Annotated in this window: 33 protein-coding genes, 1 tRNA gene and 4 pseudogenes; 20 read left to right on the forward strand and 18 right to left on the reverse strand. The window is 44.8% G+C overall.

Annotation, left to right across the window (positions count from 1 at the left end; translation table 11 throughout):
- Positions 1 to 39 precede the first annotated feature (39 nt).
- Genes JCM16159_RS09220 through JCM16159_RS09230 form a run of 3 tightly spaced genes read right to left on the reverse strand, consistent with a single transcriptional unit; the run spans position 40 to position 2,594 of the window.
- A complete protein-coding gene (locus tag JCM16159_RS09220) occupies positions 40 to 1,260 on the reverse strand; it encodes a DegT/DnrJ/EryC1/StrS aminotransferase family protein (RefSeq protein WP_054857626.1) in 1,221 nt (406 codons plus the stop codon).
- A 39-nt stretch (positions 1,261 to 1,299) separates the two neighbouring features.
- Positions 1,300 to 1,737 carry a YkgJ family cysteine cluster protein gene (locus JCM16159_RS09225; protein ID WP_054857627.1) on the reverse strand — a complete coding sequence of 146 codons (438 nt, stop codon included), beginning with the start codon at positions 1,735 to 1,737 and terminating at the stop codon, positions 1,300 to 1,302.
- 2 nt (positions 1,738 to 1,739) lie between these two features.
- The gene (locus JCM16159_RS09230; RefSeq protein WP_054857628.1) at positions 1,740 to 2,594 is read right to left on the reverse strand and encodes an initiation factor 2B; all 855 of its coding nucleotides are present in this window, start codon (positions 2,592 to 2,594) and stop codon (positions 1,740 to 1,742) included.
- Between the two features lie 122 nt (positions 2,595 to 2,716).
- Between JCM16159_RS09230 and JCM16159_RS09235 the strand changes: the two genes are divergently transcribed.
- The 4 genes and pseudogenes from JCM16159_RS09235 (at position 2,717) to JCM16159_RS09250 (ending at position 6,382) form a co-directional block, all read left to right on the forward strand.
- Positions 2,717 to 3,556: an ARMT1-like domain-containing protein gene (locus tag JCM16159_RS09235; RefSeq protein ID WP_054857629.1), complete on the forward strand. Its 840-nt coding sequence runs from the start codon at positions 2,717 to 2,719 to the stop codon at positions 3,554 to 3,556.
- Positions 3,557 to 3,770: 214 nt separating this feature from the next.
- On the forward strand, positions 3,771 to 4,835 hold the full coding sequence (locus JCM16159_RS09240) for an FAD-dependent oxidoreductase (protein ID WP_054857709.1): 1,065 nt from the start codon (positions 3,771 to 3,773) through the stop codon (positions 4,833 to 4,835).
- A gap of 46 nt (positions 4,836 to 4,881) precedes the next feature.
- Positions 4,882 to 5,789, forward strand: a pseudogene (locus JCM16159_RS09245) (fumarylacetoacetate hydrolase family protein).
- A gap of 188 nt (positions 5,790 to 5,977) precedes the next feature.
- Positions 5,978 to 6,382, forward strand: a complete 405-nt coding sequence (locus JCM16159_RS09250; protein WP_243666497.1) for a MarR family transcriptional regulator — start codon at positions 5,978 to 5,980, stop codon at positions 6,380 to 6,382.
- Positions 6,383 to 6,395: 13 nt separating this feature from the next.
- On the opposite strand, the gene JCM16159_RS09255 is transcribed toward JCM16159_RS09250, so the two are convergent.
- The 6 genes from JCM16159_RS09255 to JCM16159_RS09275 all read right to left on the reverse strand — a co-directional run bounded on the left by JCM16159_RS09255 (position 6,396) and on the right by JCM16159_RS09275 (position 9,420).
- Positions 6,396 to 6,611, reverse strand: a complete 216-nt coding sequence (locus JCM16159_RS09255) for a hypothetical protein (RefSeq protein ID WP_054857710.1) — start codon at positions 6,609 to 6,611, stop codon at positions 6,396 to 6,398.
- Positions 6,611 to 6,874: a plastocyanin/azurin family copper-binding protein gene (locus tag JCM16159_RS16625; protein WP_243666498.1), complete on the reverse strand. Its 264-nt coding sequence runs from the start codon at positions 6,872 to 6,874 to the stop codon at positions 6,611 to 6,613. The genes JCM16159_RS09255 and JCM16159_RS16625 overlap by 1 nt, the downstream gene beginning before the upstream one ends.
- Entirely contained in the window at positions 6,871 to 7,425 is a 555-nt protein-coding gene (locus tag JCM16159_RS09260) for a hypothetical protein (protein ID WP_243666499.1), read from the reverse strand. Before JCM16159_RS09260 ends, JCM16159_RS16625 begins: the two co-directional genes overlap by 4 nt.
- Before the next feature lie 153 nt (positions 7,426 to 7,578).
- Positions 7,579 to 8,166 (reverse strand): protoglobin domain-containing protein, encoded by a 588-nt coding sequence (locus JCM16159_RS09265; RefSeq protein ID WP_054857631.1) that lies wholly within the window; start codon positions 8,164 to 8,166, stop codon positions 7,579 to 7,581.
- A 209-nt stretch (positions 8,167 to 8,375) separates the two neighbouring features.
- A tRNA-Ser gene (locus JCM16159_RS09270) sits at positions 8,376 to 8,486 on the reverse strand.
- 25 nt (positions 8,487 to 8,511) lie between these two features.
- A complete protein-coding gene (locus JCM16159_RS09275) occupies positions 8,512 to 9,420 on the reverse strand; it encodes an NAD(P)-dependent oxidoreductase (RefSeq protein WP_054857632.1) in 909 nt (302 codons plus the stop codon).
- A 550-nt stretch (positions 9,421 to 9,970) separates the two neighbouring features.
- On the opposite strand from JCM16159_RS09275, the gene JCM16159_RS19225 reads away from it, so the two are divergent.
- From JCM16159_RS19225 to JCM16159_RS09295, 7 genes are all read left to right on the forward strand, one after another.
- The gene (locus JCM16159_RS19225; protein WP_367834433.1) at positions 9,971 to 10,093 is read left to right on the forward strand and encodes a hypothetical protein; all 123 of its coding nucleotides are present in this window, start codon (positions 9,971 to 9,973) and stop codon (positions 10,091 to 10,093) included.
- Positions 10,081 to 10,221, forward strand: a complete 141-nt coding sequence (locus JCM16159_RS16630; RefSeq protein ID WP_243666500.1) for a hypothetical protein — start codon at positions 10,081 to 10,083, stop codon at positions 10,219 to 10,221. The genes JCM16159_RS19225 and JCM16159_RS16630 overlap by 13 nt, the downstream gene beginning before the upstream one ends.
- Before the next feature lie 231 nt (positions 10,222 to 10,452).
- The gene (locus JCM16159_RS09280) at positions 10,453 to 11,052 is read left to right on the forward strand and encodes an ATP-binding protein (protein ID WP_243666501.1); all 600 of its coding nucleotides are present in this window, start codon (positions 10,453 to 10,455) and stop codon (positions 11,050 to 11,052) included.
- A 38-nt stretch (positions 11,053 to 11,090) separates the two neighbouring features.
- On the forward strand, positions 11,091 to 11,519 hold the full coding sequence (locus JCM16159_RS09285; protein ID WP_054857633.1) for a hypothetical protein: 429 nt from the start codon (positions 11,091 to 11,093) through the stop codon (positions 11,517 to 11,519).
- A 134-nt stretch (positions 11,520 to 11,653) separates the two neighbouring features.
- Positions 11,654 to 12,613, forward strand: coding sequence for a hypothetical protein (locus JCM16159_RS09290; RefSeq protein ID WP_243666502.1), 960 nt, complete (start codon positions 11,654 to 11,656; stop codon positions 12,611 to 12,613).
- Positions 12,517 to 13,074, forward strand: a complete 558-nt coding sequence (locus tag JCM16159_RS16635; protein WP_243666503.1) for a hypothetical protein — start codon at positions 12,517 to 12,519, stop codon at positions 13,072 to 13,074. Before JCM16159_RS09290 ends, JCM16159_RS16635 begins: the two co-directional genes overlap by 97 nt.
- 73 nt (positions 13,075 to 13,147) lie before the next feature.
- A complete protein-coding gene (locus JCM16159_RS09295) occupies positions 13,148 to 13,981 on the forward strand; it encodes a DMT family transporter (protein ID WP_054857634.1) in 834 nt (277 codons plus the stop codon).
- A gap of 22 nt (positions 13,982 to 14,003) precedes the next feature.
- Here JCM16159_RS09295 and JCM16159_RS09300 read toward each other — a convergent pair whose 3' ends face one another.
- The 5 genes from JCM16159_RS09300 to JCM16159_RS09315 form a co-directional block, all read right to left on the reverse strand.
- Complete coding sequence (locus JCM16159_RS09300) at positions 14,004 to 14,390, reverse strand: type II toxin-antitoxin system VapC family toxin (RefSeq protein ID WP_054857635.1); 387 nt, start codon at positions 14,388 to 14,390, stop codon at positions 14,004 to 14,006.
- Positions 14,387 to 14,629, reverse strand: coding sequence for a type II toxin-antitoxin system CcdA family antitoxin (locus tag JCM16159_RS09305; RefSeq protein WP_054857636.1), 243 nt, complete (start codon positions 14,627 to 14,629; stop codon positions 14,387 to 14,389). Before JCM16159_RS09305 ends, JCM16159_RS09300 begins: the two co-directional genes overlap by 4 nt.
- 355 nt (positions 14,630 to 14,984) lie before the next feature.
- Entirely contained in the window at positions 14,985 to 15,155 is a 171-nt protein-coding gene (locus tag JCM16159_RS16640; RefSeq protein WP_243666504.1) for a hypothetical protein, read from the reverse strand.
- Complete coding sequence (locus JCM16159_RS09310) at positions 15,106 to 15,453, reverse strand: PaREP1 family protein (RefSeq protein ID WP_243666505.1); 348 nt, start codon at positions 15,451 to 15,453, stop codon at positions 15,106 to 15,108. The genes JCM16159_RS16640 and JCM16159_RS09310 overlap by 50 nt, the downstream gene beginning before the upstream one ends.
- Before the next feature lie 90 nt (positions 15,454 to 15,543).
- Positions 15,544 to 16,026, reverse strand: coding sequence for a PaREP1 family protein (locus tag JCM16159_RS09315; RefSeq protein WP_054857711.1), 483 nt, complete (start codon positions 16,024 to 16,026; stop codon positions 15,544 to 15,546).
- Positions 16,027 to 16,115: 89 nt separating this feature from the next.
- Between JCM16159_RS09315 and JCM16159_RS19230 the strand changes: the two genes are divergently transcribed.
- Both JCM16159_RS19230 and JCM16159_RS19235 read left to right on the forward strand, forming a co-directional pair.
- On the forward strand, positions 16,116 to 16,319 hold the full coding sequence (locus JCM16159_RS19230) for a DUF2250 domain-containing protein (protein WP_367834434.1): 204 nt from the start codon (positions 16,116 to 16,118) through the stop codon (positions 16,317 to 16,319).
- On the forward strand, positions 16,316 to 16,471 hold the full coding sequence (locus JCM16159_RS19235) for a DUF2250 domain-containing protein (RefSeq protein WP_367834440.1): 156 nt from the start codon (positions 16,316 to 16,318) through the stop codon (positions 16,469 to 16,471). Before JCM16159_RS19230 ends, JCM16159_RS19235 begins: the two co-directional genes overlap by 4 nt.
- A 71-nt stretch (positions 16,472 to 16,542) precedes the next feature.
- On the opposite strand, the pseudogene JCM16159_RS19240 reads toward JCM16159_RS19235, so the two are convergent.
- A pseudogene (locus JCM16159_RS19240) lies at positions 16,543 to 16,865 on the reverse strand (PaREP1 family protein).
- 188 nt (positions 16,866 to 17,053) lie between these two features.
- Here JCM16159_RS19240 and tsaA point away from each other — a divergent pair.
- The 3 genes from tsaA to JCM16159_RS09340 are packed head-to-tail and all read left to right on the forward strand — an operon-like array spanning position 17,054 to position 18,600.
- Positions 17,054 to 17,560 (forward strand): tRNA (N6-threonylcarbamoyladenosine(37)-N6)-methyltransferase TrmO, encoded by a 507-nt coding sequence (gene tsaA, locus JCM16159_RS09330; RefSeq protein WP_054857637.1) that lies wholly within the window; start codon positions 17,054 to 17,056, stop codon positions 17,558 to 17,560.
- A 39-nt stretch (positions 17,561 to 17,599) separates the two neighbouring features.
- The gene (locus JCM16159_RS09335) at positions 17,600 to 17,953 is read left to right on the forward strand and encodes an aspartyl protease family protein (protein ID WP_054857638.1); all 354 of its coding nucleotides are present in this window, start codon (positions 17,600 to 17,602) and stop codon (positions 17,951 to 17,953) included.
- 20 nt (positions 17,954 to 17,973) lie between these two features.
- A complete protein-coding gene (locus tag JCM16159_RS09340) occupies positions 17,974 to 18,600 on the forward strand; it encodes a helix-turn-helix domain-containing protein (RefSeq protein WP_054857639.1) in 627 nt (208 codons plus the stop codon).
- Here the strand turns inward: JCM16159_RS09340 and JCM16159_RS09345 are convergent.
- Together JCM16159_RS09345 and JCM16159_RS09350 are read right to left on the reverse strand one after the other, a co-directional pair.
- On the reverse strand, positions 18,593 to 18,970 hold the full coding sequence (locus JCM16159_RS09345) for a DUF488 domain-containing protein (protein ID WP_054857640.1): 378 nt from the start codon (positions 18,968 to 18,970) through the stop codon (positions 18,593 to 18,595). The genes JCM16159_RS09340 and JCM16159_RS09345 overlap by 8 nt on opposite strands.
- 110 nt (positions 18,971 to 19,080) lie before the next feature.
- Positions 19,081 to 21,270: a cbb3-type cytochrome c oxidase subunit I gene (locus JCM16159_RS09350; RefSeq protein ID WP_367834435.1), complete on the reverse strand. Its 2,190-nt coding sequence runs from the start codon at positions 21,268 to 21,270 to the stop codon at positions 19,081 to 19,083.
- 259 nt (positions 21,271 to 21,529) lie between these two features.
- Here JCM16159_RS09350 and JCM16159_RS09355 point away from each other — a divergent pair, with 259 nt between their 5' ends.
- Complete coding sequence (locus JCM16159_RS09355; protein ID WP_243666507.1) at positions 21,530 to 21,898, forward strand: PaREP1 family protein; 369 nt, start codon at positions 21,530 to 21,532, stop codon at positions 21,896 to 21,898.
- 117 nt (positions 21,899 to 22,015) lie between these two features.
- On the opposite strand, the gene JCM16159_RS09360 is transcribed toward JCM16159_RS09355, so the two are convergent.
- Positions 22,016 to 22,309 (reverse strand): hypothetical protein, encoded by a 294-nt coding sequence (locus JCM16159_RS09360; protein ID WP_054857641.1) that lies wholly within the window; start codon positions 22,307 to 22,309, stop codon positions 22,016 to 22,018.
- Between the two features lie 277 nt (positions 22,310 to 22,586).
- Here JCM16159_RS09360 and JCM16159_RS09365 point away from each other — a divergent pair, with 277 nt between their 5' ends.
- From JCM16159_RS09365 to JCM16159_RS09375, 3 genes and pseudogenes are all read left to right on the forward strand, one after another.
- Positions 22,587 to 24,476 (forward strand): 2-oxoacid:ferredoxin oxidoreductase subunit alpha, encoded by a 1,890-nt coding sequence (locus JCM16159_RS09365; RefSeq protein WP_054857642.1) that lies wholly within the window; start codon positions 22,587 to 22,589, stop codon positions 24,474 to 24,476.
- Positions 24,466 to 25,414: pseudogene (locus tag JCM16159_RS09370) on the forward strand (2-oxoacid:ferredoxin oxidoreductase subunit beta). The gene JCM16159_RS09365 and the pseudogene JCM16159_RS09370 overlap by 11 nt, the downstream one beginning before the upstream one ends.
- An 82-nt stretch (positions 25,415 to 25,496) precedes the next feature.
- A pseudogene (locus tag JCM16159_RS09375) lies at positions 25,497 to 26,260 on the forward strand (ATPase domain-containing protein).
- The last annotated feature ends 111 nt before the right edge of the window (positions 26,261 to 26,371 follow it).

Raw genomic sequence — 26,371 nt, forward strand, 5'->3', positions numbered from 1 at the left:
TAACCCAACAAAGAACAAAAACCAAAAACAAAACGGGTTTTACCTTTTGTAGTAATTAAGTATTTTCTTTATAGCCTTTGCAGTATCAACGGCGTCTTCCGTGGTATATAATGGGCCGATTAAAATCGTTAATACGCGTTCAGCAGCCCACTCAGCATTTCGTAATGGTTTATACACAGCCTTCCTTCCATAGTATGGGCAAGTCCATGGGCAGCCCCTACCATGCCCCACCATATTAATTATAATAGGTTCTTTATGAAGTGGTATTGGATATGCAACAGTGGCCGCCTCGATACCTTCAGCTCTTAATGCTTCAACAACCCTATCCCTACTAACCCTGAGTCTCTCTAGGTTCAGGAGTATTTGGAATAAGTGCCATGCGTGCCTGATGTATGGCTTTGGACGCGGGAATTGAATAAGGTCATTCTCAATATCCTGCAACTCCTCCATAAGCGCCTTAGCAAATGTCTCCTTACGCCTAATTATCTCCTCAATCCTCCTTAACTGTGAATAACCAAGCGCGGCCTGGAACTCCGTCATTCTATAATTATAACCCAACAACTCATAGTAATACTTCCCGGTCTCACCATGGCTCCTTAATAACCTAGCCCTATTGGCTACCTCCTCATTATTTGTAATCACTGCGCCACCTTCACCGGTGGTTATTGTTTTAGTAGGGTAAAAGCTCAATGTGCCGACATGACCTATGGAACCCACCATCCTACCTCTGTAGATGGCTCCGAGGGCTTGGGCAGTATCCTCAATAACGTACAACCCCCTTTCACTCGCAATCTTCATTATCTCGTCCATTTCCGCCGGATAACCGGCCAAGTGGACAACGACTATCGCCTTAGTCCTGTCAGTAATGGCGTCCTCGATTAATGCCGGGTCAATATTTAACGTTTCCTTATCAATATCTGCGAATATGGGTATTGCGTTTGAGTGAAGTATGGTTGTCGCTGATGCGGCGAAGGTGAATGGTGTCGTAATAACCTCATCGCCTGGACCAACACCAATCGCCTTGAGTGCTACGTGAAGCGCGGTTGTGCCGTTGGAGACGGTTACAGCGTACTTAGCGCTTAAGTACTTTGTTAATTCCTGTTCAAGCATTGTATTCCATTTACCACCAATGGCCGATAACTGCCCTGTTTTAAGAGTGTCAACAACGAGCTTGATATCTTCATCGGTTATCCAAGGTCTAAAACGAAGAGGTGTGGACCTAATTGGTTTTCCACCTTCAATTGCAGGTAATTCACTCATCCAACGAACTCATAAACTCAAGTCAATTATAAGTATTTACTACCTATGAATCTTAATCCTGACTTTATATAACCGTGCTAGCACCTCCTCAAGTGCCTTCGATTCCTCAGGGAAATTATCAAGCCCAAGGTCCTCACCGGAATCCAAAGCATCATTAACCCATTTGCATTCCTTCGATATCAATACCTCGCCAGTATTCGGATTATACAGTAATGGATACATCCTACAGGCCAGGGGCTTCACCGCATGTATTGTGCATGACCTACCCTCCCTATCATAGAATGGACAATAGCCCCTTATCAACCACCTATATACCTTAACCCCATTAATGTTTAATTCACGGTACTTAATATCAAAGCCCCTAGCCCTAGCCAGGGTCCTTATTCTGGCCAGCTCATCCTCAAACAGTATTGGTCCTCTATCCTCATTGTCAAAGTAACAGCACTCATCACACCGTAAGCATTGAAAGACACTCATTTTTATTCACTTGGATTGAGAATATTATTAATAAAGAGCTCCCTTAAGTTCTCAATATCCTCAGGTTTCGGTTTCTTAACAATCTTGAGGTCGGTTATTAAGTAACTGATCAAATCAAGAGATACCTTATCAAATAATGGGACCTGCGTACTTAGTCCGCCAATACTGAAATCTACCATATAAACCTCCTCAATGCCGCCTACCACGGCCTTGTAAGACTCCGCGATGACTATGGTATTCACATCAAACCTACGTGCAATAACGAATAAGGTCTCTGTGCCAACCTTATTAATGAAGTAACCATCGCTATACAGTCCATCCGCCCCAGAGATCACGTAATTAACATTCCTCATGAAGTACGCAATTGCAGAGTCTGGAATCGGAACTATATTACTTACATATTTCGAGTAATCCTTAATGGCTTGGGGAATCTCATTGCCCGGCCTGGACTCCATTATATACAACGTATCAATGCACTTGCTCCATCTCGATAAGGCCATATTAACTGCTGAGCTGTAACTAATAGTAATCACCTTTGATCCGCACATAACGGGGAATCTATCCAGTTGGGTCATTAAGTGCTTAGACGATGTTTCGTGCCAATACTTCAATTTAGCAATAACATTATTGAGGTCTAAACCGACACCCAGTGCATGGTCAACTATGTCGGTTAAGTTTATGATAGAGGCCATTCCAAGCCTAACACTCCTTAATTCATTAAGCAATACCCTAATGTCATCAGGACCGAGCCCCTGTTCAACCGCAGACCTAATTACCTCAATGCCCCTCAGGAAGTACCAGGAAGCCCCATGAACCCTATCCTCCCTCAGTTCCCTTAATAGCTCATCAATGCCCATGTCTCAACTAACAGCGGTAGTGGGAGATTAAAAACTATGTCGGTATTGATACGTGATCTGAAGGAAGATATAGAGTAATTATTAGACAGATTACTTAATAAGTCCCTAATTACTGAGTCTCAATGCTATATATAGAGACCCCCGAGTGCATACTCTGTGCTCTGGAGTCCAGGATGCAGGAGATAAAGAAGTTCGGAATTGATGATGTTAATACGTACACCCAGATATCAATGCATATATCTAGCTTGATACCGAGGGGTAGAACGCCACTCTTCATAGAATCCTTTGAATTAATAACGAAGATACTAAACAATGATGATCCTCACGCTAATGAGAAGAAGGAGCTTGAAGACACTGCATCGCTGATAATAAGTAGGATAATTAATGATGCAGGTAATGATATAAGTAGGTACTTTGAAATAGCCGCGGCTGCGAATTCCGTGGATGTTCCAATGAGAGATTACCATTTCGATATTAACGACTTCGTGAATAAACTCCTGGAAGAGGCTGTTTGGCTTAACATATCGAGGGAGAACCTAACTAAGATGTTGGGTAGTATTAAGGATGTGGGTTACGTAGTTGATAATTCAGGAGAGTTTCAAGTGGATATGTTGTTAATTAGGAAGTTGGTAGACCTGGGGCTCAGAGTCACTGTATACGCCAGGGGCCTGCCCTATGAGGTTGACGTAACGGCGGATTATGTAAAGAGGTTACTAGGCGATAAAGTAAAGGTTGTCTCCACCGGCAACAGGTACCCACCATTTTATAATAGAGGCTTATGGCGTGAATTAGGCAGTCACGAACTGATAATATCTAAGGGTGTTGGTAATTTCGAGGCTTACCTAGAAAGCGAACTAAAGCTAAGGGTATTATTCCTATTCAGGGCCAAATGCGGGCCAATGATCAGATTACTTAGGGTTCCTAAGAATAGCCCCATTGTTTATTTACGGGATGGCGAGTAGGTCGTTCTTAAATTAATATATAACTATAGATATATTATTGTATTTTATATATTTATAGATTATACTTTTATAAGATTAATGCTTTAGAATATCCACATTATTATTGACATAAGAATCTTTATAATTATTAATTATTTAGAATTAATATATCGTAAAATTACGCTTGAATTAAGCATTAGGAAAGGTTTATATAATGGTTCATGCCAGGTCACCCGTGAAGTTCGCACTTAAGTGTTCTCCAGGTCAGAAGATTGAGAGACGTAGTGAGAAGGTTGCCATAATTGGTGCTGGACCAGCTGGTCTTGGTGCGGCTGGTTACTTAATATGCAGGGGTTTTCAGGTTGATGTTTATGATAAGTTGCCGGAGCCTGGTGGATTAATGATCTTTGGAATTCCGGATTACAGGGTTCCCAAGAAGAACGTTAGGGCCGGTGTTAAGGAGCTGATTGAGCTAGGCGTCAACTTCATACTGAAGACTAAGGTGATTGCCGATGAGGAGGAGCATGTCGATGGAGATGACTTCGCGGAAAGCAAGGTTCACCTTGAGAATTTAATCAATAATTATAATGCTGTGTTGATAGCCACGGGAACTTGGAAATCAAGAAACCTCGGCGTGCCCGGCGAGAATCTAAAGGGTGTTTACCTAGCCCTTGACTATCTATATAGGATCTACACGAGCGAGCTGGGTTACCTACCTAAGTCAATTATTTACCCAACGGGCGAGAAGGTGGCTGTCATTGGTGCTGGGCTGACGGCGGTCGACGCAGCCATAGAGGCACAGAGACAGGGTGCGAAGGAGGTTTACGTACTCTACAGGAGGACTATAAACGAGGCGCCCGCGGGTAAGGTGGAGATACAAGGTTTGATAAAGAGGGGCATAAAGTTCGTGGAGCTTGTTGGCATAACCGAAGTACTTGGCAAGGACCACGTAGAGGCCGTTAAATTGATCAAGATGAAACTCGGCAAACCTGACAAGAGCGGTAGGCCTGCGCCAGAGCCGGTGCCGGGCAGTGAGTACACAATGGATATGGACATGGTGATAGCCGCTGTTGGTGAAATACCAACGCCGCCATTCAAGGACGGTTGTTGCGGCATTAAGTTAACTTCACATGGTACGATAGACATCGATCAGAAGCACAGGACAACGAGGAGGGGCGTTTTCGCAGCTGGTGATGTGGCCACGGGACCAAGCCTAATAGGCAAGGCACTGAAGAATGGCATTGACGCGGCAATGGCGATTGAGGAATACCTACTAAAGGGTGGATGGAGAGAACAGTAAACAGGTTAGTAGTGATATTTAAATTACCATTAACTATTCATTCGACGTGAAGCTCCTATCCTTCTCATGGAATAACTCAGTTAGGGTTGGCGTATATACTGAAAAAGGGGTCCTAGACCTACCAAGCGCCTACATGAGCATTTACGAAACGACAGAGGCGCCGAGCTTCCTCTACGACATGAAATCCCTCATAGGTAGTGATGAGCCTGCCCTAGCAATGGTTAGGGACTTAGTGAATAAGGCATTGAGGAGTGGCGACACGGCATTATTTAGGGATCCAAACGCAATAACCTGCTACCGCCAGTGTCAAATCCCGAGAAGATTTTATGCGTCGCCGTTAATTACAGGGCTCATGGTGAGGAGAGCCAGGCAAAACCACTAGATAGGCCATACTTCTTCCCAAAATTCCCCAACGCACTCATTGGCCATAATCAACCAATACTCAAGCCCAGGGTCTCCAAACAGGTTGATTGGGAGGTGGAGTTAGCCCTAATCATTGGTAGGAGGGGTAAGTACATAGACGTTAATAGGGCGCTTGATTACGTCTTCGGCTACTTAATACTCAATGACGTGTCAATGCGTGATTGGCAATTTCCGAGTAAGGAGCCCTACGGGATGGACTGGATATACGGCAAGAGCATGGACTCATCAACGCCGGTGGGTCCCTACATCGTGACTAGGGACGAGGTACAGGACCCACACAACCTCAGGCTAGTGCTCAGGGTCAATGGTAATGTGGAGCAGGATGACAACACGAAGAACCTAATATTCAAAATACCCGAACTAATCCACTGGGCATCCCAGGGCATTACGCTCAAGCCCGGCGACTACATAAGCACAGGAACACCATCAGGAGTTGGCTTCCCAAAGGGTAAGTTCCTAAGAAATGGCGACTTCGTTGAGGCGGAAATCGAGAAAATAGGCACCCTAAGGAATACAGTCATCGAGGAGTGAATAGCCTAAAAGGATTTATTAATTACGGTATTAAATAAACAATAATGGGTGGAGACCATAACGCATTACGTAATGTATTAATCATAATAGGTGCAATCATATTAGGCGTAAGTGCATATTTATTCTATGGTGCATTAGTCATGATTAATTATATGGCTTATTACCATTGCATGGGAATGATGTGCGGAATGATGATGTACTACCCATTATTCCTACCTTTAGCGTTACTAACTGTGGGCATAATTACAGTAGTTACGCCAATAATCCTCATAAGATCAGCAGGGAATACCCAAGGGTTGAGTTACGCTGCGATGCAGGAGACTGCGGTGAAGGGTGATTCCGTGACGGGCTATTCCAATGATTATTATAGTAAGGTCTTAAGGCTATTGCCTAAGGCTGAACGTGAGGTCCTTGAGTACGTAATTAAGTCTGGGGGTGAGGTTTTTCAGTACCAAATAATGAAGGACCTAGGTTTGTCAAAGGTTCAGGCCTGGAGGATAGTACGTAGGCTTGAGGAGAAGGGCTTAGTCGAGGTTATTAAGGTTAAAGGTAGGAACATAGTGAAACTTAAGGATTTTAAGAGCAATAGGTAATGCTCTTTACGTTTTAGCCATGGCATGAACCATGCTCATGACTTTCACGTTGATGATTACTGCTTGATGAGGTCCTCACTAAATTCCTAATTATCCAAACTATTACGAGTATTATGAATATTAAAAATAATATGGCGATTAGGGCACCAATTATCCATCCAAGCAATCCAAAGCCGAACCACGGACCAAAACCCCAGCCCCACCAATTCCACATGCATGGACAAGGCATTACCACCACCCCATCATACCGCCCATCCAACCAGGTCCATAGTACGTACCTGAATATTGAACAGTGGGATAGGGGTATGCCGACGTGCTTAAGCCATTACCCACGGCAATTACCTCCCCATACATACCCTCCTCCGCATGCCCTGGATAGGTGCATAAGTACCAATACGTACCTGGTGCGGTGATCGTGAATGTGTATTCATAACCATAGGCATAACCAGCGTTATAGTTGGCTGGTGGTAACCACCTCATGTAGAGCATCATTTGTGGGCCCATACCACCGTACATGCTATATACGGCATTACATTGTATGGATATGGGGGCGGCACGGTCGTAATCACGAAGTTATGATACATATCATCATCGAGGTTAACGAAGGTTGCATGCACGACAGCCCCAGCCGGTATAACCAGTGTTGGGTCTATGAGCCCGTAGATAACGAAGACATCGCCATGAGCGTATGATGGTGGTGTTTCGTTAAACATCCTCTCCGCATCATCCCCCATCATCGCTACAACTAATAGATTAATATCCTTACTGGTAAATACTATGGTGTTGTTACTAGGGTAAACATGGGCATAACTCGGTACTTCCATAACCTCCTTAATAACCTTACTTATTGAGTATGTACTATAGGTATAACCACCATAGTAATTACTCGCACTAGGACCTATAGGCAAGGCGCCGGGGTAATTACCATAGTAGTAATTATTGTAGTAATAAGGCATAATTGCATAAACCAAACCCAGACTAACCACTAAGCCGATGGCGATACCAACCGCAATCCAAATCCAAGTCCTACTCATGCCAATCACGAAGCGTAGATCCGGTTTCCTGGATAAAAACCCTCTGTGTAACCAAACCGTGTAACCGCCAAGTAAAAATTAGTTTCTCAACCACGTAATTCCATCAATAGCTACATTAAAAACGGTAAGTATAACCTGGCCTAAAGATGATTTTTAATTAACTCACTTCCTAATGCCGGATGCCAATTCCTCAATAATAGAAATAACCAAGTTCCTAAGTAAATCACCACTAATATCGACCCTACTTAACGCGTACTGCACTATATCGTAGTAACCACCAACCATAAGCGATGACTGAGTGGCACCAAGCTTGACCAAGGCCGAGACTAGTTCGGGGCTTACCTGTACCTTCCTAATTACGTTGTCTATTATCCAGGCCCACATGCCCATGAACATGGGCGGCGTAACATTCCTTCTATAATGAATAATGCCCACGTAGGCCTGCCACAGCCAATAATCCTCATTAAACGGCCCATTCAAAGTCCTAATCCACCAATCCCTGAGCGTCTTTTCCCTCAGCGGCCTCTCGCCAGGTTGAAAAACAGCGGCTGTGGGGCTGTGGGAAAATAACGTGTCATAGAAACCCTTAACGATATCCTCAGTCATCGACTCGAGCAACGGCCTATACTTCATAATTACCATGATATCACTATCACTAAACTTGGCTTGTGGTGGTATTTGATTAATTGTGGTGTTAACTATCCTACTTAAGAGCTTACCAATCTCACTACCCTCAATGAAATGGGGCATACATCGCCAATGGCTAGAGTAGAAATATAAACAATATATGGTATAATCAAGAAATTGAACTAGAAATAATAAGAGAACTAACTAAGCAATTATTAACATGCTTATCAATGGTCTATAATTAATTATCATAATAATTACGTAAAAACAGACATTCACGGCAATACTAATGCCATTACCAAAGCGTAAACTCGACGTGGAAGCAACGAACGTGGTGCCGGGGCCGGGATTTGAACCCGGGCCCCCTTGCGGGGACAGGATCTCAAGTTTCGCACCGCGGAATCCGCGGACCTGCGCCTTGGACCTGGCTCGGCCACCCCGGCGGGTCAATAGGCCATTAACTGCGATTTAAAGCTTTTCTTCATGGATTATGGCTTCGCTACGGCTTTTTTCAGACTCCAGTTCTCTCTTGAATATTGATAATGCGTAGTCTATGTCGTTAAGCGGTATTCCTAGCAACTCAACCGCTTTCCTATTGTTTAGGCTACTGTCTTTGGGCCTTCTAGCCCTGTAATTTACGTCAGTGAGTCTTATTGGCTTTATCAATTCCTCACTAAACCCAAAGTGCCTAGCTATGGCTCTTGCGAATTCGTATCTGCTTAATCTTGGTCCAACTACGTGTATCACACCATTGAATTTAGCATCAAGTAACTTTGCAAAGGCCTCACCAATTATCGTATTCAATGTGGGTGACGACCATTGATCAGTTATTGCAGTGACCGCCTCACCCCTCATTAACTTCTCAACCACGGTCTTGCCGAAGTTCGGCCTTCCAGGCCCGGTGCCGTAGATCCAAGCAACCCTGACTATGGAGCCGCCTAAGGCTCTCGTGATTTCCTCCGCGAGGAGTTTCGTTAATCCGTAGTAATTAATGGGCCTTGGCGCATCATCCTCCGAGTACATGCCCCTCTCGCCATCGAATACGTAGTCCGTGGATAGGTAATAAATGGCGGTGCCAACCCTATAGGCCGCCATGAGCAATTCCCTACTTGCCACTACATTAACCCTATAACAAAGCTCCAATTGTTCCTCGCACTGATCAACATTGCCTATCGCGGCCATGTGAATAACCACGTCAGGCCTATAATCATTAATTAACCTGGTTGAATCCCTCGTTATGTCAGCCTTAACCATGGTAATGCCAGGTATGTTAATGGTATGCTCATTATAAGTGCCGACAACCTCATACCTATTAGCTAGGCTAATGGCTGTTTTGTATCCTGGCGATGAACTAACGCCAGTAATTAGTACAATCATCAAGAATAGTCCAGGTTAATGATTTATAAGGAATTCTGATAAAGCATGTGGCATCGCTTCATGTTAAAATTAGAATGAGTTGAGTAAGGTTAATTAAGGCATGGATTATTAGAAATATGGAGGGAGGATTCGAGAGCCGTGGAGCCCACGGCCCGATGAAAAATCACTCCTCCGGAGCGGCCACATCCTACTGTTACTCTATTAACGTCAACTTCATTGTTATTTAATTGTAAGCTGGAAGATTTTGGTACGTTGTTAACTAATGAATTGAATTATAAGGAAAATTCATTAAGGGATGGTGATTACATAACCATACTTAAATTGTGGATAATGGCTTCTCACTATGGAGGTTAGTAAGTGCTAATTTAATGGCTATGTCGGTCGGGGAATGAGTTATTGATAACGAGTACGCTATTAAACACATTGGCAGAAGTGGGATATTGCTGGGAAAAGGAGGTGGCGTATTATAGTAGGACTGGCATACATTGATCGTTAAGTGCTCTTAGGCTGTAAGGAAGGAATTAAAGCTGTCCGTGATGGTCATTTGCTCGTGGTCGTGAAAACGCTAGATACGTATAGGTTAGGGTTACGTGGGTTGGGCATTAAGCTAAATAGTGATGCGGTAACCGCAATAGTTGGTTTAATAGTGACGATAGGCTCATGGCATTCATAAGGTTCATTAGGCCAATAAACTTATCACTTCATAGGGACGTGGCTGGTTTGGTCATCTTCCTAATAACCGCCCTATTCTTCCTATGGCTATTAATATTCTCAATCAGAGAACAGAGGGAACATAGTTAGGATTAGGTATTCTTCAGGGCAACAAAGCAATAGGTTCAAGTTAAAAGAAACCCGCCTGGTAAGACGATATAGGGATCCTCCTGGTCGCAATTTACGACCACTTAATATTATCTTAATACAACGGTATTACTGACTTGCTTATTAGGTTAAATGACATTGGCGAGCCAGTGATAATTGCGATTGATGAAGCGCAGGAGTTGAGGAAAGGTTAATTGGCTTAGGTTTGATAGGTTGTTTACCTGCGTCTTTGATAACCTAACGAACATAATGCTCGTCCTCTCAAGTTCACAGGTCAGCCTCCTCTACGACTTTCCTGGGCTTCACGACCCTAAGGCACCACTCTTTGGTAGGGCGTACATGGAGGTTAAGACGAGGAAGTTAAGCCTGGACGAGTCAATGGACTTTCTCGAGCGTGGTTTCAACCAATTAGGCATTAATTGCCCTAGGGATGTCCTTGAGAAGGCTGTGGAAGCATTTGATGGGATTATTGGCTGGTTAACGTATTTCGGCTATACATACGCAATGAGGAGTTCTGCGGACTTTGATGAGATTATGAAGGATACCGTTCAACTTGCGTTAAGCGAGTTACGGAACTTGGCAACCTCACTCAGGAGTAATAGGTACTCGGTAATATTAAGAGCACTGGCTAGGGAGCCGATGCCATGGAGATTGGTCAAGCGTAGGCTTGAGGATTATGAGGGTAAAGAGATAAATGCCGCAACGATCTCCGAATTACTAAGTAACCTAGTGAACCTGGGCATTATTGAGAAGGTGGATGATTACTACAGGATTTCCGACCCAGTGTACAGAATCGCTGCCGAGCACCTGTAAGGATTTAATACAGAGATTATGATTAATATCCGCCGTAAATGGACTTAATTAAGTACCTGGAATTTAAGGAAAAACTGAGGAATGAATTAGAGAATGAATTAAGCCCTGAATCAATCGAGAGGGCTAGGAAGGATCCACATGCGAGGAGGTATCCGAGACCGTGCGGTATGACGATACACACGGGAATTGGATGCACATACTCATGCACCTACTGCTACATCTATGACATGGGATTTCCGCATAAAGTACAACCATACCCATTAAGTGATAAGGAGTTGCTCTACGCATTGACGTTGAACCCATATGTAGTACTTGGGCCTGGCGGTACAATGCTTGCCATGGGTTCCGTAACTGAGCCCTTCCTACCCGAGACTAGGATAGGGCTCTCGAGTATATTAAAGTTCTTGGTTCACTCGGTAATCCACTGCAAGTTAGTAGCAAGTCCGTACTCGATGACGAGTATATAACCAGGATTAAGGAGTACGCACCACGCGAAAAGGGCATTTAGGCATATTTCTCTTTCTCGAAACCACCACCCGCTTAAGTATTGTCCCCTATCTACATAATAAAGGCTTAAATAATGCATGGACGCTGCTTTACCGTGTCTTCGTTCAGGTATTCCGATGTTTATAAGGTGGTTTATCCGAGGAGGCATGAGGGCATTTATAAGAATCGTGGTGATAATCCCTGGGTCTCAATAAGGATTAGGCAGGGTGTTGGTCGTGACCCAAGTAAGTGGTTCTCGAACCAATTGAGGGTTATTGCCGAGATCAGTAGGACCTATGGTGATGGTAGGGCAATGCTCGGTACTAGGGGTGATATAGAAATCTTCAAGGTTGATTTCAGGCTTTTTGATGAAGTTGTGGCTAAGCTTAAGGAGGTTGGTCTTGATCCAAGGGACTCCTGCGGTAATTCGGTTAGGAACCCAATACCATGCGCATCGCAATTCTGCCCGTACGCACATATTAATGCTGAGGCTCTATCAACATTCATAGGTGATTACTTTAGGTATAGGAGCGAGTATGAGCAGCCATTGCTTCCGCATAGGATCAAGATCTCAATATCGGCCTGTGAGAGGGCGTGCGCCGTGCCCGTGGCCCAGGATATCGGTATTGTGGCTAAACCCAATGGTAAATTCGACATATACCTGGGCGGTGGTATTGGTGAGCACGCATTTAGTGCAAGACTTGCCTTCACTGACGTAGATGCTGAGGATTTACTTCCAATCTGCGTGGGCGTTGCTGAGGTCTTTAGGAGGTCTGGCGAGAGGAGGGGGTTTAAGTGGGTTGTTAGGTTGCGTGGCCTTGATAAGGTTAGGGAGGAGGTATTGGCGATAGCCAGGGAGGTAAAGCCCAAATTGCCCAAGCCGCCTGATTTAACGCCCAGGTTCATTAAATCAAGGATTGTAAAGATTCCATACCCAACCGGCTGGCTACCGCCGATGAATTGGTTAAGCTGGCCAATGTGGCTGATAGGTATGGGTTTGGCTATGTACTGCTGTTCAATAATCAAAGCGTATACATACCAATCCGCGAGGAGGTTGATAGGATTGAGGAATTGAGCAATTATGAGGTCAGGGATCCAGGGCCCATGTATCCTGAGGGACCGATAACGGTTGCATGCCTAGGTAATGAATTATGCCCACCAGGCCTAATAGACACCACCGGGCTCGGCCGCAAAATACATGTTCACCTAAGTAAGTTGAATGAGCCAGTTAGGGTTGGAATTAGCGGTTGTACCCACGATTGCGGTATGTCGTGGATCGCGGATATAGGCCTTGAACCATTCGGTTCAAAGACGAGGGTATTAATAACGATGGGTGGTTCACCGACCGCGTTGGGCTTTGTCATCGGCACCGTCGATCCAGGCGATGCGGAGCTCGCGGTACAAGTACTTCTTGACATGTATAGGAGGTCTGGTGTTCGCGGGGTTAGGAACTTCGTGGTTAAGGTTGGTGTTGATGCTATAAGGAGTGAGTTAACCAGGCTTGTGCCTCGTTCAGGTCGCCGGATAAGGACATAAACATAGTCTTTGGGCCCGACTGACTTGAGAGGGAATAATCTTTAAAGCGCAATTACCTAGTTACACCGGCATTATGATTATTGAGGACCTGCCCGCACTATCAACAGCCATTATCTGGGCCTGGGCATCGATAATGTATGGAGACTTCATGAAGAGAATGCACCCGTTGATCGTAAACTTCCTCAGGATGTTCTACGCCTCACTAATACTCCTGATCCCAGCAATAATTTTAGGGCTTAATTACGGAGCTATATGGGGCTTTCTGAGCGGGTTGTTATCCCTAGTCATTGGCGACTCACTATACCTGTTCTCAATCAATTACTCAGGGGTCTCAATCGCAGCTCCCGTGTCCTACACCTACATACCACTGACGGTGTTATTCGCAGTGTTCCTGGGAGAGCCACTGACCATCACGAAACTACTTGCGAGTATACTACTGATACCCGGCGTCTACCTACTATCCCGTAGCGGTAACTCGAGGAGGGAGATTAAGGGTCTATTTCTTGGCCTTGGTGCAGCCCTCGCGTGGGCTGCTGGTCAGTCAATGATTAAGGTGGCCGATATCGCGGGGCTTAACCCAATCTCCATAGCATTTACGAGGGTTGCGGCGGCAGGTATTGTACTGCTTATGATTAATTATTTCATGGGAAACAACATTGCAGGGGCCATTAGAGGGACGGTACGTAGTTACCTGCCCATTATTGCCGTACTCGACCTGGGCCTTGGTGTTGCCCTATTCGCCTTCTCAATGGATTTAATAGGTCTTGGGCTTACCGTGATACTGACGGGCACAATGCCATTAATAGCCCAGCTTATGTCGAGTGCCATGGGTAGGGAGAAATTTAGCGTTGTCAAGTTCCTTGGCGCATTAATAATAGTAATAGCGATTGTTTTAGTGGTTCTTTAATGATTATTGCCATTATTAACGACTATACTTGTAATTCTTCAACGCTTATCGCTATATTAGGGAACTTAGCTATTAACTCCCTATCCTCGGTTACTAGCTTTGCATTAAGTTTTATCGTTAAATAAACATAGGATGCATCATAATAGGTTATGTTCATTCTTCTAGCTAGGTTAATGACATCACCATTTAGACCTATTGGTACGACATTCATGAATCTAATGACATTATTAAATACTTTAAGCAATAATTCTACATTTACAGCGGTTAACTTACTAATTCTCCATAGGTAATTACCAATCTCATAATATGCTAAGTCAACGGTGTATTGATTCCTTAAGGCATTAACTGCCTTATCTGGTTTAAGCTCTACCAGCCTGATAATGGCGCTTGCATCAAATACGAGGCTCATCCTGAGTCACGGTCTGCACGTATACTTCTTACGACGAAATCATCTCCATAAATCTCGCTAATTTTCCTAAGCTCCTTGGAAGCCTCCTTAAGCAATCCAATTAGTTCCTCATTTTCCCTACGCATTACTTCCTCCTCGAGAGCTTTACGTAAAACCTCAGAAACATTAATACCATACCTCCTAGCCTTCTCAAGAATCTCTCTCCTAACCTTAGTTGATACTGTAACCCAATTACCCACGTTACTACATTATAAATTCCTACCTATAAACATTACTCCATTATTGGTAATACACTTCCCTAACTACCAGTTATTATTAAGAAAGGGGAGAAAGAAGGCTTTAGCATCACCATGATGCTTTAGCGGTCTCTTAGCACCAATGCAATTAACATATGACGGTATCATTTTATTAGGCCTGTTCGCAGCATAATCAATGATGCCTATGTATATCTACGGGCGCCTCAGGTTTAATGTACTGGGAGCATCATTAAGGCCCTGACCCTATTAATGACTGTAATTGCAATAAATTACCAATAATTTAGTCACCTTACAAAGTTATTTGCGTTATGAGTGTACGGGAGGTGTACAGTCCTAATTATTGTGCCTTAGCTCTTTCCCTGAGATACTTGATCAACTTCTCAATATCCACCCGCGCCATTTCATCATTAACGTACCTACTCAACACACCCAATGGGTCAGGCCCATTATATTGATACTCATGCAGGTCTATCGCCAGCTCCGTGTAACAGGCTACATCCTCCCCCATGCCGTATAGCCAATGATTGAGCAACAGCCTTCATGAGGGCCATGGGCATTACGGCTATGACAAGGTCAACATAATCCACCACCTTACCGCTCCTCAACCTCTTCCTACCCTTAAACACATTAATCAACAAGTCCCTACTACCCGACGCCAGGTATGATAAGTACGCCTTCCAAGCTTGAAACGCCTTACCCGCGGCATTCCTGTAGAGACCCCTCTTTAGGAATTCCTCAGCCAATTCCACCTCAACGACGACCTCCTTAGCCCTGGCCTTCGAGATCTCATTTAAGTCAAGCGACACAGTTAATGATTTATGACCAAAGTTTAAAAACTAGATATGTGGGATGTTATGAGCGCCGTTTTCAATGAGTGGTTAGGGTTCAAACGTAGGTCATTGATTAGCCTGGCCCAACACCTTGGCGGTTTCTTCAACCATTCTATGAACCCTCTCGATTAATGGCTCCACATCCTCAATAGTCAACTTGGCCTCATGAAAACCCCATACGTGTAATGAATAGCCCACGTTCCAACCATCCAATACCCAATCGCCGAGGGTCTTGGATAACCTCGAGCAAGCCTTAAGCAGTAGGTGCGTGTACCAACTACCTTCCTTAATGGCCTGCTGGTTTTCCGGCACATTAAACCTTTCGGCAAGGGCCTTGACAGCCTCCTCAGCGGCCTTGTAAGCCTTCCCCGAGGCCTGAACAGCATCACCCTTATTGATGTACTCACCGGCCTCGGCTAGGTACTTCCTGGCTAATTCAAGCCTTAACCTAATGCTTTCTGATGGGTCTTTTAGGTATAATTGATTTAGAATTATATCCGTAATATCAATACCCAATCTCTCTGCGGCATCGAGGATTTCCTTGGGTATACCCACGGGTATTAATAATTGTAAGCGCTTTAAATACCAACTGCTTCATACGTGCCTTTCCAATTTTTGACTGAGGTAATTTAATAACCATGTCCATAAGCAATGCTACTGCGCCTATGGATGAGCTTACGGGCAAGGACATTGCCGTACTCATGCACCTGAAGAGGGCCAATGTGGATTATGGAAAGTCAATAGCCATTAATACCGGGATACCACTTGAGGAGGTGCTGCAGATACTGGATAAGCTTGAGGCAATGGGCCTAATCGAGAGGGTCAGGGAGGTAAGACCCTGAAGAGGAGTGTTGCCCGTTTTAAGCTTAGTAATGAGGTTCGTAAGCATCACGTCTATTACAGGCTCTCAAGACGCGGGGAGCTGCTTATTAGGAGTATTAGGAGGGGTGATGGCGCGGGTAAGGTCAATTTCAATGATGCGTCAGGGCGTTGAGCGCCCAATTACCGAGGATATTACCTTCCTACCTCCCTCAATTATCGCGGTAATGTCCTGCCTAACCATGTCTAGATCCAAATAACGGCTGAGAACGCCTCCCTATCCAATCCATTGTACTGAAATTTATGAATATCAAGCGCCAACTCTGTCAGCAGTACCACGTCATTGCCATACTTAGACCTTAACAATGCGGCAACCTTCTTCATACGTGTCGTAGGCATTACGGCTATGATAAAATCAACAGCCTCAACCCTAATCCTCTCCCGGAGCTTAATAACACCCTTAAACTCGCTTGCCAACTCATTACGGGAATTCGCGGCCAAGACTGCCAGGGTTGCCTTCCAACCCTGAAAGCCTTACCGGCCGCATTCCTATAAAGACCGTTTTCCAGGAACTTCTCGGCTAGTTCGAATTCGTAAAGCGCTCCTTAATTCTAGCCTCTACGTATTTATTTAGGTCCTTCCAGGGATGTGCTATAGATTCCACGCCATATTAAGTGTTTAGGGAAATATATGCCTTAATAATTAACCGAGGTCATCTTTCACAAAGGTTTATCTCCGTTTACGCTTAGTTAATTCAATGGTTGAGTTTGTATTCAAACCCATTGGTTATGTGGAGGTGGGTTTTCCAAGGCCTGATGAGCCGGATAGAGGTAGGTATGAGACTAGGTATGACTTTATTGGTGTTGTTCGTGTTTATGATGAGTACGTCGATGGGCTTCGCGGTTTGGATGAGTATTCGCACGTAATACTGATCTACGTATTTAATGAGCAAAGGGAGGTAAGGCTGAGGGTTAAATTGAAAGGTACGGATAAGGAGGTCGGTATTTTCGCCACGAGGTATCCGATTCGACCCAACCCGATAGGTATATCGGTGCTTGAGCTCGTAAAAATTGAACCACCGCGCCTATGGCTCAAGGGCCTTGATACGTGGACTGGGACCCCAGTAATCGATATTAAGCCATATGACTATTACGATATTGTTAAGAGGCCGAAGATTCCGAAGAAGTTTGAGGATGAGTGGATGAAGAACTATGCCGAGAAGGGGTATGGTAATAAGGTTCCGTGGTTGGGTCCCTGCTATTAATACCTTAAGGTTATTAATGGGGGCACAGAATTTCTACTGATGGGTCATGTGTGGATTAACGTGAGGATCGGTAATGTCGATCTCAGTAGGGTGGTTGAGGTTAAGGCTTTGGTCGATACTGGGGCTACTTTAACGGTAATACCTAGGTTGTTGGCTAATGAACTTGGCTTAAGCATTATAGGGAAGTCGAGGGTTGAGACTGGGGCTGGTGTTATTGAGGTTGATAGGTCCAGGGCCTGGGTGGAAATTGAGGGTAGGGGTGAGGTTGTTCCCGTGCTTGTGTCTGATATAATCGATAAAGTTTTGATAGGTGTAACAACACTTGAGGTTCTCGAGCTTGAGGTTGATCCAATAACTGGCAAATTAAGGGAACGGACACTACTGCTTTATTAATCCTGGAGCATCGGAGTATTGTGGTTTTGAGGGTATTCCTTGAGGCTCATAGAAGTGATTGCAAGGTTCAGAACGCACTCAAGGCGCTTAGCCTGGACTTTAGCATAGTTAGGGTTAACGTGGGTGATGAGGTATCAACACACCTGGTTAAGTTAAGTAAGCCCGTGGATCGAAACTTACTTAATTATTTAAGAAGGAATGGGCTTAAGGTTAACGTAATTGATGAAGAGACACTGTGGATCTCGGCACCAAGTTGCAGCGCCTGTAAGGCGTTGAGCAAGGCTGGACTTCTCGTGGAGAGTGGTAAGCCGGGTAATGAAGATTCTATTATTTATGCGGTGCTTTCGCCAGGCATTAAACGGTTAAGGGTGAGCATTAGGCAGTTGAGATCCAGTGGTGTTAAGGTTAGGGTTCTTGATATGGAGCAGTTACCCATGCCGAGCCCCACGGAAAGGCAGTTAGAGGTCCTACTTCTTGCGTATAAGATGGGGTATTTCGATAGGGAGGTTAACCTTAAGGAATTGGCTAAGCAGCTTGGCTTGTCAATATCGACAGTCAGCGAATTGCTTAGGAAAACTCTTAAGAAGATTGTGACGCATTACTTTGAGGAGGTTGGCATTACCATTGATGAGGGTAAGCCTAAATAATTTCGTAATCAAATCCATACCTAGCCCTTAAGTACTCAGCGAGGGCCACGGCATTATTGTGCAACCTATCCCTAGCGGCATAAAGTATGGTTACGTTACCGTTACCGCGTATAATACCTAATAACGCGTTTAAGCCACTGATGTTTTTATCAAGCTCGCTCCAATACCTAAGCCTGAATTCATTCCATTTAGCAGGGTCATGATTAAACCAACGCCTTAACTCATCGCTTGGCGCCAAGTCCCTTAGCCATACATCTATCTTAGCCTTTTCACGACTTAAGCCCCTGGGCCAAAGCCTATCAACCAGCACCCTAATGCCATCACCAGGATCTGGTTGGTCATAGACGCGTTTAACCCTAACTTTAATCATCAATTATTGCATTGTTCATAGAGGAATTATTATTTATTTAATCGAAATACTTTTACAATAATCGTGCAAAATTGCCATTAATTTTAAATTCATTACTAAGGCCTATACCTTTAAACGTTGGCTATACCCAAGGCCTTAAGTACTGGTTTACCAAGGGCTCTCCTAAATCTAAAGAGCATTCCAAATATGACTATGGCAAAGCCAAATGCCGCTACTAGGTCGCCAATCATCCTAAGCCAGACGAACTCATCAGCCAGTGGTAATTCCCAGAAGCCGGGGTGACCGCTTGGCGTTATTATAGTTTTTATAAACCAATAGCCATATTTAAGTTCATAAATGAGTTGAAGCACGCCAAGGGGTACTAATGATAATAATGCCTGGAGATAGAAGCCAATGCCTATGATAATGGCTGCCCACCTCATGTACCTAAGATCCTTATCATCAAAGCCACCAGATAGTGTGAAGGCAACCACCCACATCAATATGCTAGGCAGGCCATAAGCCAATGGAAAGGCCAGGTGAGCATGCGCCATAGTAGTTTGGGCATCATGTAAATAGTAATTAAGTAATGGTAGGTTTATGAGGCCAGCACCGAAGGCAACAACCCCGATCCCACCGCCTATCCCCGCCACGAGAGCGTACGTTAATAGGGTCTTCTGAAACTCAGTCTTAACCTCTCCTCTACGCCAAAGCAATATTACATATATTATGACAAAGCCCAGGGGTATCGCCTCAAGTGTGCTCATTACGGCACCAACATACATCCAAAATGTGGGCAATCCATTAAAGTAATAGTGATGGGCAGTCCCAATCATGCCGGTTATTATCTCTAGAGTTGCATCCATACCGCTAACCACAACACCCAATTTAGGTGGTATCAAACCTGCCACCACCAGGAGCACCACAATAACGGTAACCACGATAGGAGGCCAAAAGCCCTCAACAAAGGCATGTATTGTCATCCACCTAAAGTATTCATCAACCTGAAAGTCGGGCCATGGTTGAATTATCGGTAAGGCACCTATGAAGGCACCTGCCGCAGTGCCTGCAATGGCTATTGATAATATCTTGGCAAATGGTTTCAACACGTCGGGCGCGGTTTTAGAAGCCTTATTCCATAGATATGATACGTAACCCAGCATTGCCGTTATTAATATAAGCCATAATGTACCTTGCGTCGTCACGTCCCTACCCTGAGCACCTATTATGAACCACCACGGTGATGGTATCAACTGAAGATAGCTAGTCCATATGCCAAGTAAGGTGCCGACGGAGACTAATACGCCGATAACCAATACCGTAAGTACCTGCCTTCTAGTTATGTTTAGTCCGAAGTAAGGAAATACAAAGAACGAGAAGGCTATCCATGTCACAGCTATCCAAAGTACAGCTAATGTATAGTGAAGAGCCCTACTAACATTGAAGGGTAGTATTGGTACTAGGTTTATGCCATATAATGATGTATCTACGTATAAATGCATTGTATAGGCACCAAGAAGTCCCTGAATACCAAGGGCTATTCCGGCAAGTAAGAAAGCAAGTAAAGTAAGTCTTTGCGCGTCGTTGGGCGGTGGTAATTGTATGTTTAGCCTTGGTTCATTCCAGTAATCCATGAGCTTAAGTACTACGTAGCCTGCCATGGGCATTACAACGAGCATTATTGTGAATAACGTGATCCAGGAGGCATAGGTCACGTTAGCTGTAGGTTCAATTAAGCCTGGCATATATGGGAAGCCATTGGTATAGCCCTGCAATGCAATCATAAAGCTCCACGTGAAGTAGGCAACCAAGTCCTTAATCACGGTCTCGTTAGTTATTAGGTCGGGCTTTAACCTAAATTGCTCAGATGCCGGTCCAAGTATCCAAGAATAAAACTTCACAGCATTGTAGAATCCCTGGGCGAAGTCGTTGCTAACCACAACGACATCCCCCTTGGGAGTTGGATCCACCTTGATTGGCATTAGCTCCTGCTTTATTATTGCCATAGCACTCGCATTATCCTGGGGCACAGCATCAAAGCCCAGGTAATGCGCCGCTGTATCCTCATAGATCCTCAGCGTGTATGACATGAAGTCAATACCGAAATAACTACCCATACCAAGTATTGAGCCGTAATCCATGAGTCCGTACTTCTGGAAGTAATACTTTCCCATGACCACGTCGTTGTACGTAAATAATACAGTACCATTTTCAGTAACCACGGCTGCAGGTATTGGTGGTAAGTGCGTAAATGTGTACCATGCCATAACGCCGTAGGCACGTAAACGAGTATCGTAACCACAAGCACAACCCGAGGCCATACCGAATTGCGCTTAGCCATATCGATCAATAACTGTTTACGACTTAGTTAATTAATATCGTAATAACCTAAATAGTTTGATGGCATTTGATGCTCATCAATGTTTAGATTTATATTTAACTATATTTAAATACGTACATTCAATAAGCATTCATCAAAAGTACGGGTCATTTAACGATTAGAATTAATGATAAGGCTTTTATTGAGGGATGGCACTACCCTAGATGTAGGTTCATGCTGCCCGAACAACTTAGTAAGCCTTGGAAGGATTTACGGGCGTACATCGAGGCCAGGAGGCTGAGGCTTCAGCCGAGGCTAGGTTGGCATTGAGGTTGTTGGTTGAGGGTTATACTAGGAACGCCGCTGGTAAGGCGTTTCAAGCGTTTAAATCGTTGCTCGCAGTATTAGCTGGTGAGAGGAGGGAGGAGCTTCGCGGTAGTGTTAAGAATATTGATAAGGTAATAGCCTACATGCCCATCTCCATGATTCGCGACATGGGTAAACTACTCGGTCTCGAGAGGGAGTCCCTGATAGCGTTGGCGCTTCATCAATACCAATATAATGGCGCCGATCCTGAAGGTGTCATGAGTATATACATCAAGGGATGCCGCAGCAAAGGACATATGTAGCCTATTGAATAATGTGGCTAAGGTTCTTGGCGATGAATCACTAAAGCAGGAACTAGATAATGCATGCAGGTCTTTTCAGGGATAATTTTGATTTTCGATGAAATGCGCGAGCCATCCTTAACTGACCATCGGCACTTCCTCGGGCGCGACCTCGTCAAGCATGAACCTGTTAGTCAATACGTGACCCTTCCTTAAGTGCTCAAGAGCCTCCTCAAGGTCAAAGATTGAGTGCTTACAGTCTATGCAGTAAACCCAACCATACGTTGATAATGCCTCCCTTAACCGATTCTCGGCATCCTTCGAGAAATGACTATACCTGGCACCCTCCTCCTTCGGGACTATGCGGTCCTTATAATAACCAAACCACATGTGGATGGCATGGGGTACGAACTCCTCCTCACTCTCGCTCATTAATTACTTACAAAGTGAGGAAGTGTTTAAACTTTTATTAAGAAATTTTTCAATATTTTATGGAATTTTCATTAATTATTTGATATTAATTCCTGATTTAGGGAATAGTATCTATTGAATGATGGATATTCTTGCTAATAATTTTTAAATTATCTATGTCAATTTAAAATAATTAATAATTAACAATTGTATTCTAACTGGTAATTAAAGGACTCTTTTTATATCGGATCTTGCTGTGCTCCTTGATAAATATGGTGAGTGCAGTGGGTGATGTGGGATGAATGAGTTGAGGTACATAATCGGTGGTCCTCAGGGTGGTGGTTTGGAGACTACGTCCGAGATTCTCTCATGGGCTTTTGCGTGGTCTGGTTATGGCATTATCTCCGATAGGGAGTATTTCTCGAATATCAAGGGTAGGCATAGTTATGTTCATGCCACGGTATCGGCTACGGAACTACCTAAGCACCTTACATACCCTGTCGATATTGTGGCGGCCATGGATGCCGAGACGGTCTTCACGCACTTCAATGATCTTAGGGATGGTGGATACCTCATCTATAACAGTGATGATGATTCCGTTAATTACGCAAGTATACCGAGTATGGAGAGGGAGTTGAGGGATAGGTTAAGCGAGCAGTTTAAGGGGCTTGGTCTTGATGGTACGGTGAAGTCCGTGGTTAAGTACCTACAGGGTAATAGGAAGGTGCGTGTCGTTGCCCTTAGCTTTAAGGAGTTGCTCATGGAGATTCAGAAGCGTGAGGGTATAGTTCCCTCACAAGCCTCTAGGTACATAAGTACGATACTCGTTGGTGCCGTTGCGGCGATAACCGATATTAGCCAGGAAAGCATTGATTACAGCCTTAGGAGGAGGTTCACGAGGGAGGATGTCTATAGGCATAATAGGGCCATGGCGAATATCGTGATCGACCTCGTCAAGGGCCAGTTTGGTTCAGAACTCAAGCTTGACCCTCCGAAAATAGGCGTTAGGAGCATCCTCGTGGCTAGTGGTAATGATGCAATAGCGATGGCGAAGGTCGTGGCTGGGGTTAGGTTCCAGGCATATTACCCAATTACACCCGCTGCTGATGAGAGTTTCACACTCGAGGAATACGAGACATTGGGTGGTGAGGGTTCAATAATTATTTTCCAGACTGAGGACGAGCTAGCCGCAATTAATGCGGCAATAGGCGCCGCATTAACGGGCGTGAGGAGTTCAGTGGCAACCAGCGGCCCAGGTTTCGACCTAATGGTTGAGGGGCTCGGTTGGGCCGGCCATAATGAAGTACCAGTGGTAGTTACGTATTACCAGAGGGGTGGACCGAGTACCGGGCAACCAACCAGGGGTGGTCAGAGTGACCTATTATCGTCAGTATTCGCATCACATGGTGAGTACCCGAGGATAGTGCTTGCCAGTGGTGATCATGAGGAGGCATTCTACGATGCAATAGATGCATTTAACTATGCAGAAACCTATCAAGTACCTGTCATACACCTTGTTGATAAGTTCCTGGCAAATACGATAGCCACAATACCGATGCCAAACCTGGACAACGTGAGGATAACCAGGGGTGTACTAGCGCCGAGGGGTCTCAAGGAGTATAAGAGGTTTGACTTGTCAAGTCCCATATCGCCGAGGGCATTCCTAGGCGATTACGTGATGTGGTACACGGGCGATGAGCATGATGAGTATGGACATATCAATGAGGACCCAATCAATAGGGTTAGGATGATGAATAAGAGGATGAGTAAGCTCGACATAATAGATAGGGAGATACCCGAGGAGAGGAGGTACTCATACTTCGGCCCCGATAGACCAGACATATTGCTGGTCGGTTGGGGGTTTGTGAAGGGTGTTGCTGTTAAGGCTGTTGAGGAGTTGACTGAGGAGGGGATAGGGGCTGGCTACTACCACATTAGGATGTTCATACCATTCCCAAGAAACTCACTCACGAAGTTTGCCAACGAGGTTGGGGCTAACAACCTCATTGCCGTGGAGCATAATTACATGGCCCAGGCATCAAAGCTTGTGGCTATGAATACCGGCATCATGATCAATAAGTCGATAGTTAAGTATACGGGGAGGCCCATGTACGTTCATGAGCTCGTGAATGCCGTGAAAAACGTATTGAGGGGTAGTACGAGGGAGGTGGTGAGCTATGGAGCGTAAGATAAAGTTAACGATAAATGACTATAAGACAAATGTCTGGGTTGATTGGTGCCCTGGATGTGGTAATTACGGAATACTCTCGGCCATGTACCAGGCCTTTGCTGATTTACAGCTTGAGCCTGAGAAGACCGTCGTCGTCTCCGGGATAGGTTGTTCGGGTAAAACGCCGCACTTCATAAATGTGACGGGGGTGCATACGCTGCATGGTAGGGCATTACCATATGCCGAAGGCATTAAGCTCGCTAACCCGGACCTAACGGTGGTTGTTAATGTGGGTGATGGAGACCTACTGGGCATTGGTGCTGCGCATTTCGTGGCCCTGGGTAGGAGGAATGTGGACCTGGTCGTCATAATGCATGACAACACGGTCTACGGCTTAACGAAGGGACAGGCAAGCCCGACATTGGCTAGGAACCTGCAGCCCAAGGCGCTTCCTAAGCCTAACATACAGGATGCAGTTAACCCAATAGGCCTTGCCATTGCCGCTGGTTATACATTCATAGCCAGGGGTTACGCTGCGAGGGTTCAGCACCTAAAGGAGTTGATAAAGAAGGCAATACTCCATAAGGGCGCCGCGTTCATTGATGTCCTACAGCCCTGTGTGACTTATGACAACATACACACGTATGATTACTACAACAAGAGGGTTTATGACCTGCAGGAGGAGGGTTGGGACCCAATGGTTAAGAGCCTGAGGAGCTTCCGCAGAAGGCCGCCCAGGCACTGGCTAAGTCCTACGAGAGTGATGGTAGGATACCAATTGGTATATTCCTGGTTAATCCAAACGTACCTACGTTCGAGGAGAGATACGCCCAGAGGTTGCCGAATTACCTAAAGGTGCCGCCGCTAGGGAACCCATTGAGGTTAACGGCAGGCCTATAATAACTACGGAGAAGTTTAGAAGCATATTCAGTAAATACGTGATAGAGCTTAAGTAAGGCCGGTTCCCCAGCGCCTTGATTAACTTAAAATGTTGCTTGTCCGCAATCTTTATATTACTTAAACTATGTTATTTGTTCGATGTCATTATACTACGATTTGGTGCCAACGGGAATCCCTGGGCTTGACGAGGTACTCGGTGGTGGGTTAATTAGGGGTAGGACATACTTAATAAGTGGTGAGACAGGAACAGGTAAGACCCTACTCTCATTATCATTTCTAATAAATGGTATTTATAAGTATGGTGAGCCTGGCATTTATGTATCGGTTGATGAGACGTATGACCAATTAATGAATGGTGTTAGGAGGTTTGGTTGGGACCTTGAGGCGCTCAGGGAAAATGGTTATATGGAGATCCTAATACCCGAGATGGACATTATCGAGAAGATTAGGGAGAAGGACCCAATCACCATAGCTAAGTCTCTGGTCTACACAATAGCTGATTATTCAAAGACCCTAAACGCTCAGAGGCTTGTTATCGACCCAATAGCGCCGTTGGTCACGCTCGAGAAGGACGTACAAGTACTTAGGGAGTACATTAGGGCGTTGGTGATGGGCATTGAGAAGGAGGTCGGCGTAACCACAATAATAACTACGGAAATACCGACGGGGGCCAAGGTGATCTCCAGGTATGGGGTTGAGGAGTTTTTAGCAGCTGGCGTATTTGTGATGGGACTAGCCCAAACAACTGAGGGCGACTTCAAGAGGTACCTATTCATTAGGAAGATGAGGTGGCAAGCGGTGCAACCAACGATATTAGAGGTTGAGATACAGCCGAAGATGGTATAGTTGTTAAGGGACCACTTAAGGATGTGCATATACCATTCTATGCATTAATGATGTGATTTAATTTACCCTTATGAATGATAAAGATACGTAATTTTATAAAAGACGTTAATAGTTCGATTATGCAACATGTGCGTATATGTACTTATTTACCTAACACGTATTTTTAA

The sequence above is a fragment of the Vulcanisaeta sp. JCM 16159 genome (genome assembly GCF_001316265.1).
Classification (GTDB): domain Archaea; phylum Thermoproteota; class Thermoprotei; order Thermoproteales; family Thermocladiaceae; genus Vulcanisaeta.

What these genes read in the sequence shown, in the direction of transcription:
- JCM16159_RS09300 (WP_054857635.1), bottom strand. Translation starts at nt 14,390, where the DNA reads ATGAGCCTCGTATTTGATGCAAGCGCCATTATCAGGCTGGTAGAGCTT.
- JCM16159_RS16630 (WP_243666500.1), top strand. Translation starts at nt 10,081, where the DNA reads ATGGCATTCATAAGGTTCATTAGGCCAATAAACTTATCACTTCATAGG.
- JCM16159_RS09350 (WP_367834435.1), bottom strand. Translation starts at nt 21,270, where the DNA reads ATGGCCTCGGGTTGTGCTTGTGGTTACGATACTCGTTTACGTGCCTAC.
- JCM16159_RS19230 (WP_367834434.1), top strand. Translation starts at nt 16,116, where the DNA reads ATGTCCATAAGCAATGCTACTGCGCCTATGGATGAGCTTACGGGCAAG.
- JCM16159_RS09335 (WP_054857638.1), top strand. Translation starts at nt 17,600, where the DNA reads ATGGGTCATGTGTGGATTAACGTGAGGATCGGTAATGTCGATCTCAGT.
- JCM16159_RS16625 (WP_243666498.1), bottom strand. Translation starts at nt 6,874, where the DNA reads ATGATGCTCTACATGAGGTGGTTACCACCAGCCAACTATAACGCTGGT.
- JCM16159_RS16640 (WP_243666504.1), bottom strand. Translation starts at nt 15,155, where the DNA reads ATGGGGGAGGATGTAGCCTGTTACACGGAGCTGGCGATAGACCTGCAT.
- JCM16159_RS09265 (WP_054857631.1), bottom strand. Translation starts at nt 8,166, where the DNA reads ATGCCCCATTTCATTGAGGGTAGTGAGATTGGTAAGCTCTTAAGTAGG.
- JCM16159_RS09365 (WP_054857642.1), top strand. Translation starts at nt 22,587, where the DNA reads ATGAATGAGTTGAGGTACATAATCGGTGGTCCTCAGGGTGGTGGTTTG.
- JCM16159_RS09235 (WP_054857629.1), top strand. Translation starts at nt 2,717, where the DNA reads ATGCTATATATAGAGACCCCCGAGTGCATACTCTGTGCTCTGGAGTCC.
- JCM16159_RS09225 (WP_054857627.1), bottom strand. Translation starts at nt 1,737, where the DNA reads ATGAGTGTCTTTCAATGCTTACGGTGTGATGAGTGCTGTTACTTTGAC.
- JCM16159_RS09345 (WP_054857640.1), bottom strand. Translation starts at nt 18,970, where the DNA reads ATGATTAAAGTTAGGGTTAAACGCGTCTATGACCAACCAGATCCTGGT.
- tsaA (WP_054857637.1), top strand. Translation starts at nt 17,054, where the DNA reads ATGGTTGAGTTTGTATTCAAACCCATTGGTTATGTGGAGGTGGGTTTT.
- JCM16159_RS09360 (WP_054857641.1), bottom strand. Translation starts at nt 22,309, where the DNA reads ATGAGCGAGAGTGAGGAGGAGTTCGTACCCCATGCCATCCACATGTGG.
- JCM16159_RS09255 (WP_054857710.1), bottom strand. Translation starts at nt 6,611, where the DNA reads ATGCCTTGTCCATGCATGTGGAATTGGTGGGGCTGGGGTTTTGGTCCG.
- JCM16159_RS09295 (WP_054857634.1), top strand. Translation starts at nt 13,148, where the DNA reads ATGATTATTGAGGACCTGCCCGCACTATCAACAGCCATTATCTGGGCC.
- JCM16159_RS09230 (WP_054857628.1), bottom strand. Translation starts at nt 2,594, where the DNA reads ATGGGCATTGATGAGCTATTAAGGGAACTGAGGGAGGATAGGGTTCAT.
- JCM16159_RS09285 (WP_054857633.1), top strand. Translation starts at nt 11,091, where the DNA reads ATGGACTTAATTAAGTACCTGGAATTTAAGGAAAAACTGAGGAATGAA.
- JCM16159_RS09275 (WP_054857632.1), bottom strand. Translation starts at nt 9,420, where the DNA reads ATGATTGTACTAATTACTGGCGTTAGTTCATCGCCAGGATACAAAACA.
- JCM16159_RS09250 (WP_243666497.1), top strand. Translation starts at nt 5,978, where the DNA reads ATGATGATGTACTACCCATTATTCCTACCTTTAGCGTTACTAACTGTG.
- JCM16159_RS09220 (WP_054857626.1), bottom strand. Translation starts at nt 1,260, where the DNA reads ATGAGTGAATTACCTGCAATTGAAGGTGGAAAACCAATTAGGTCCACA.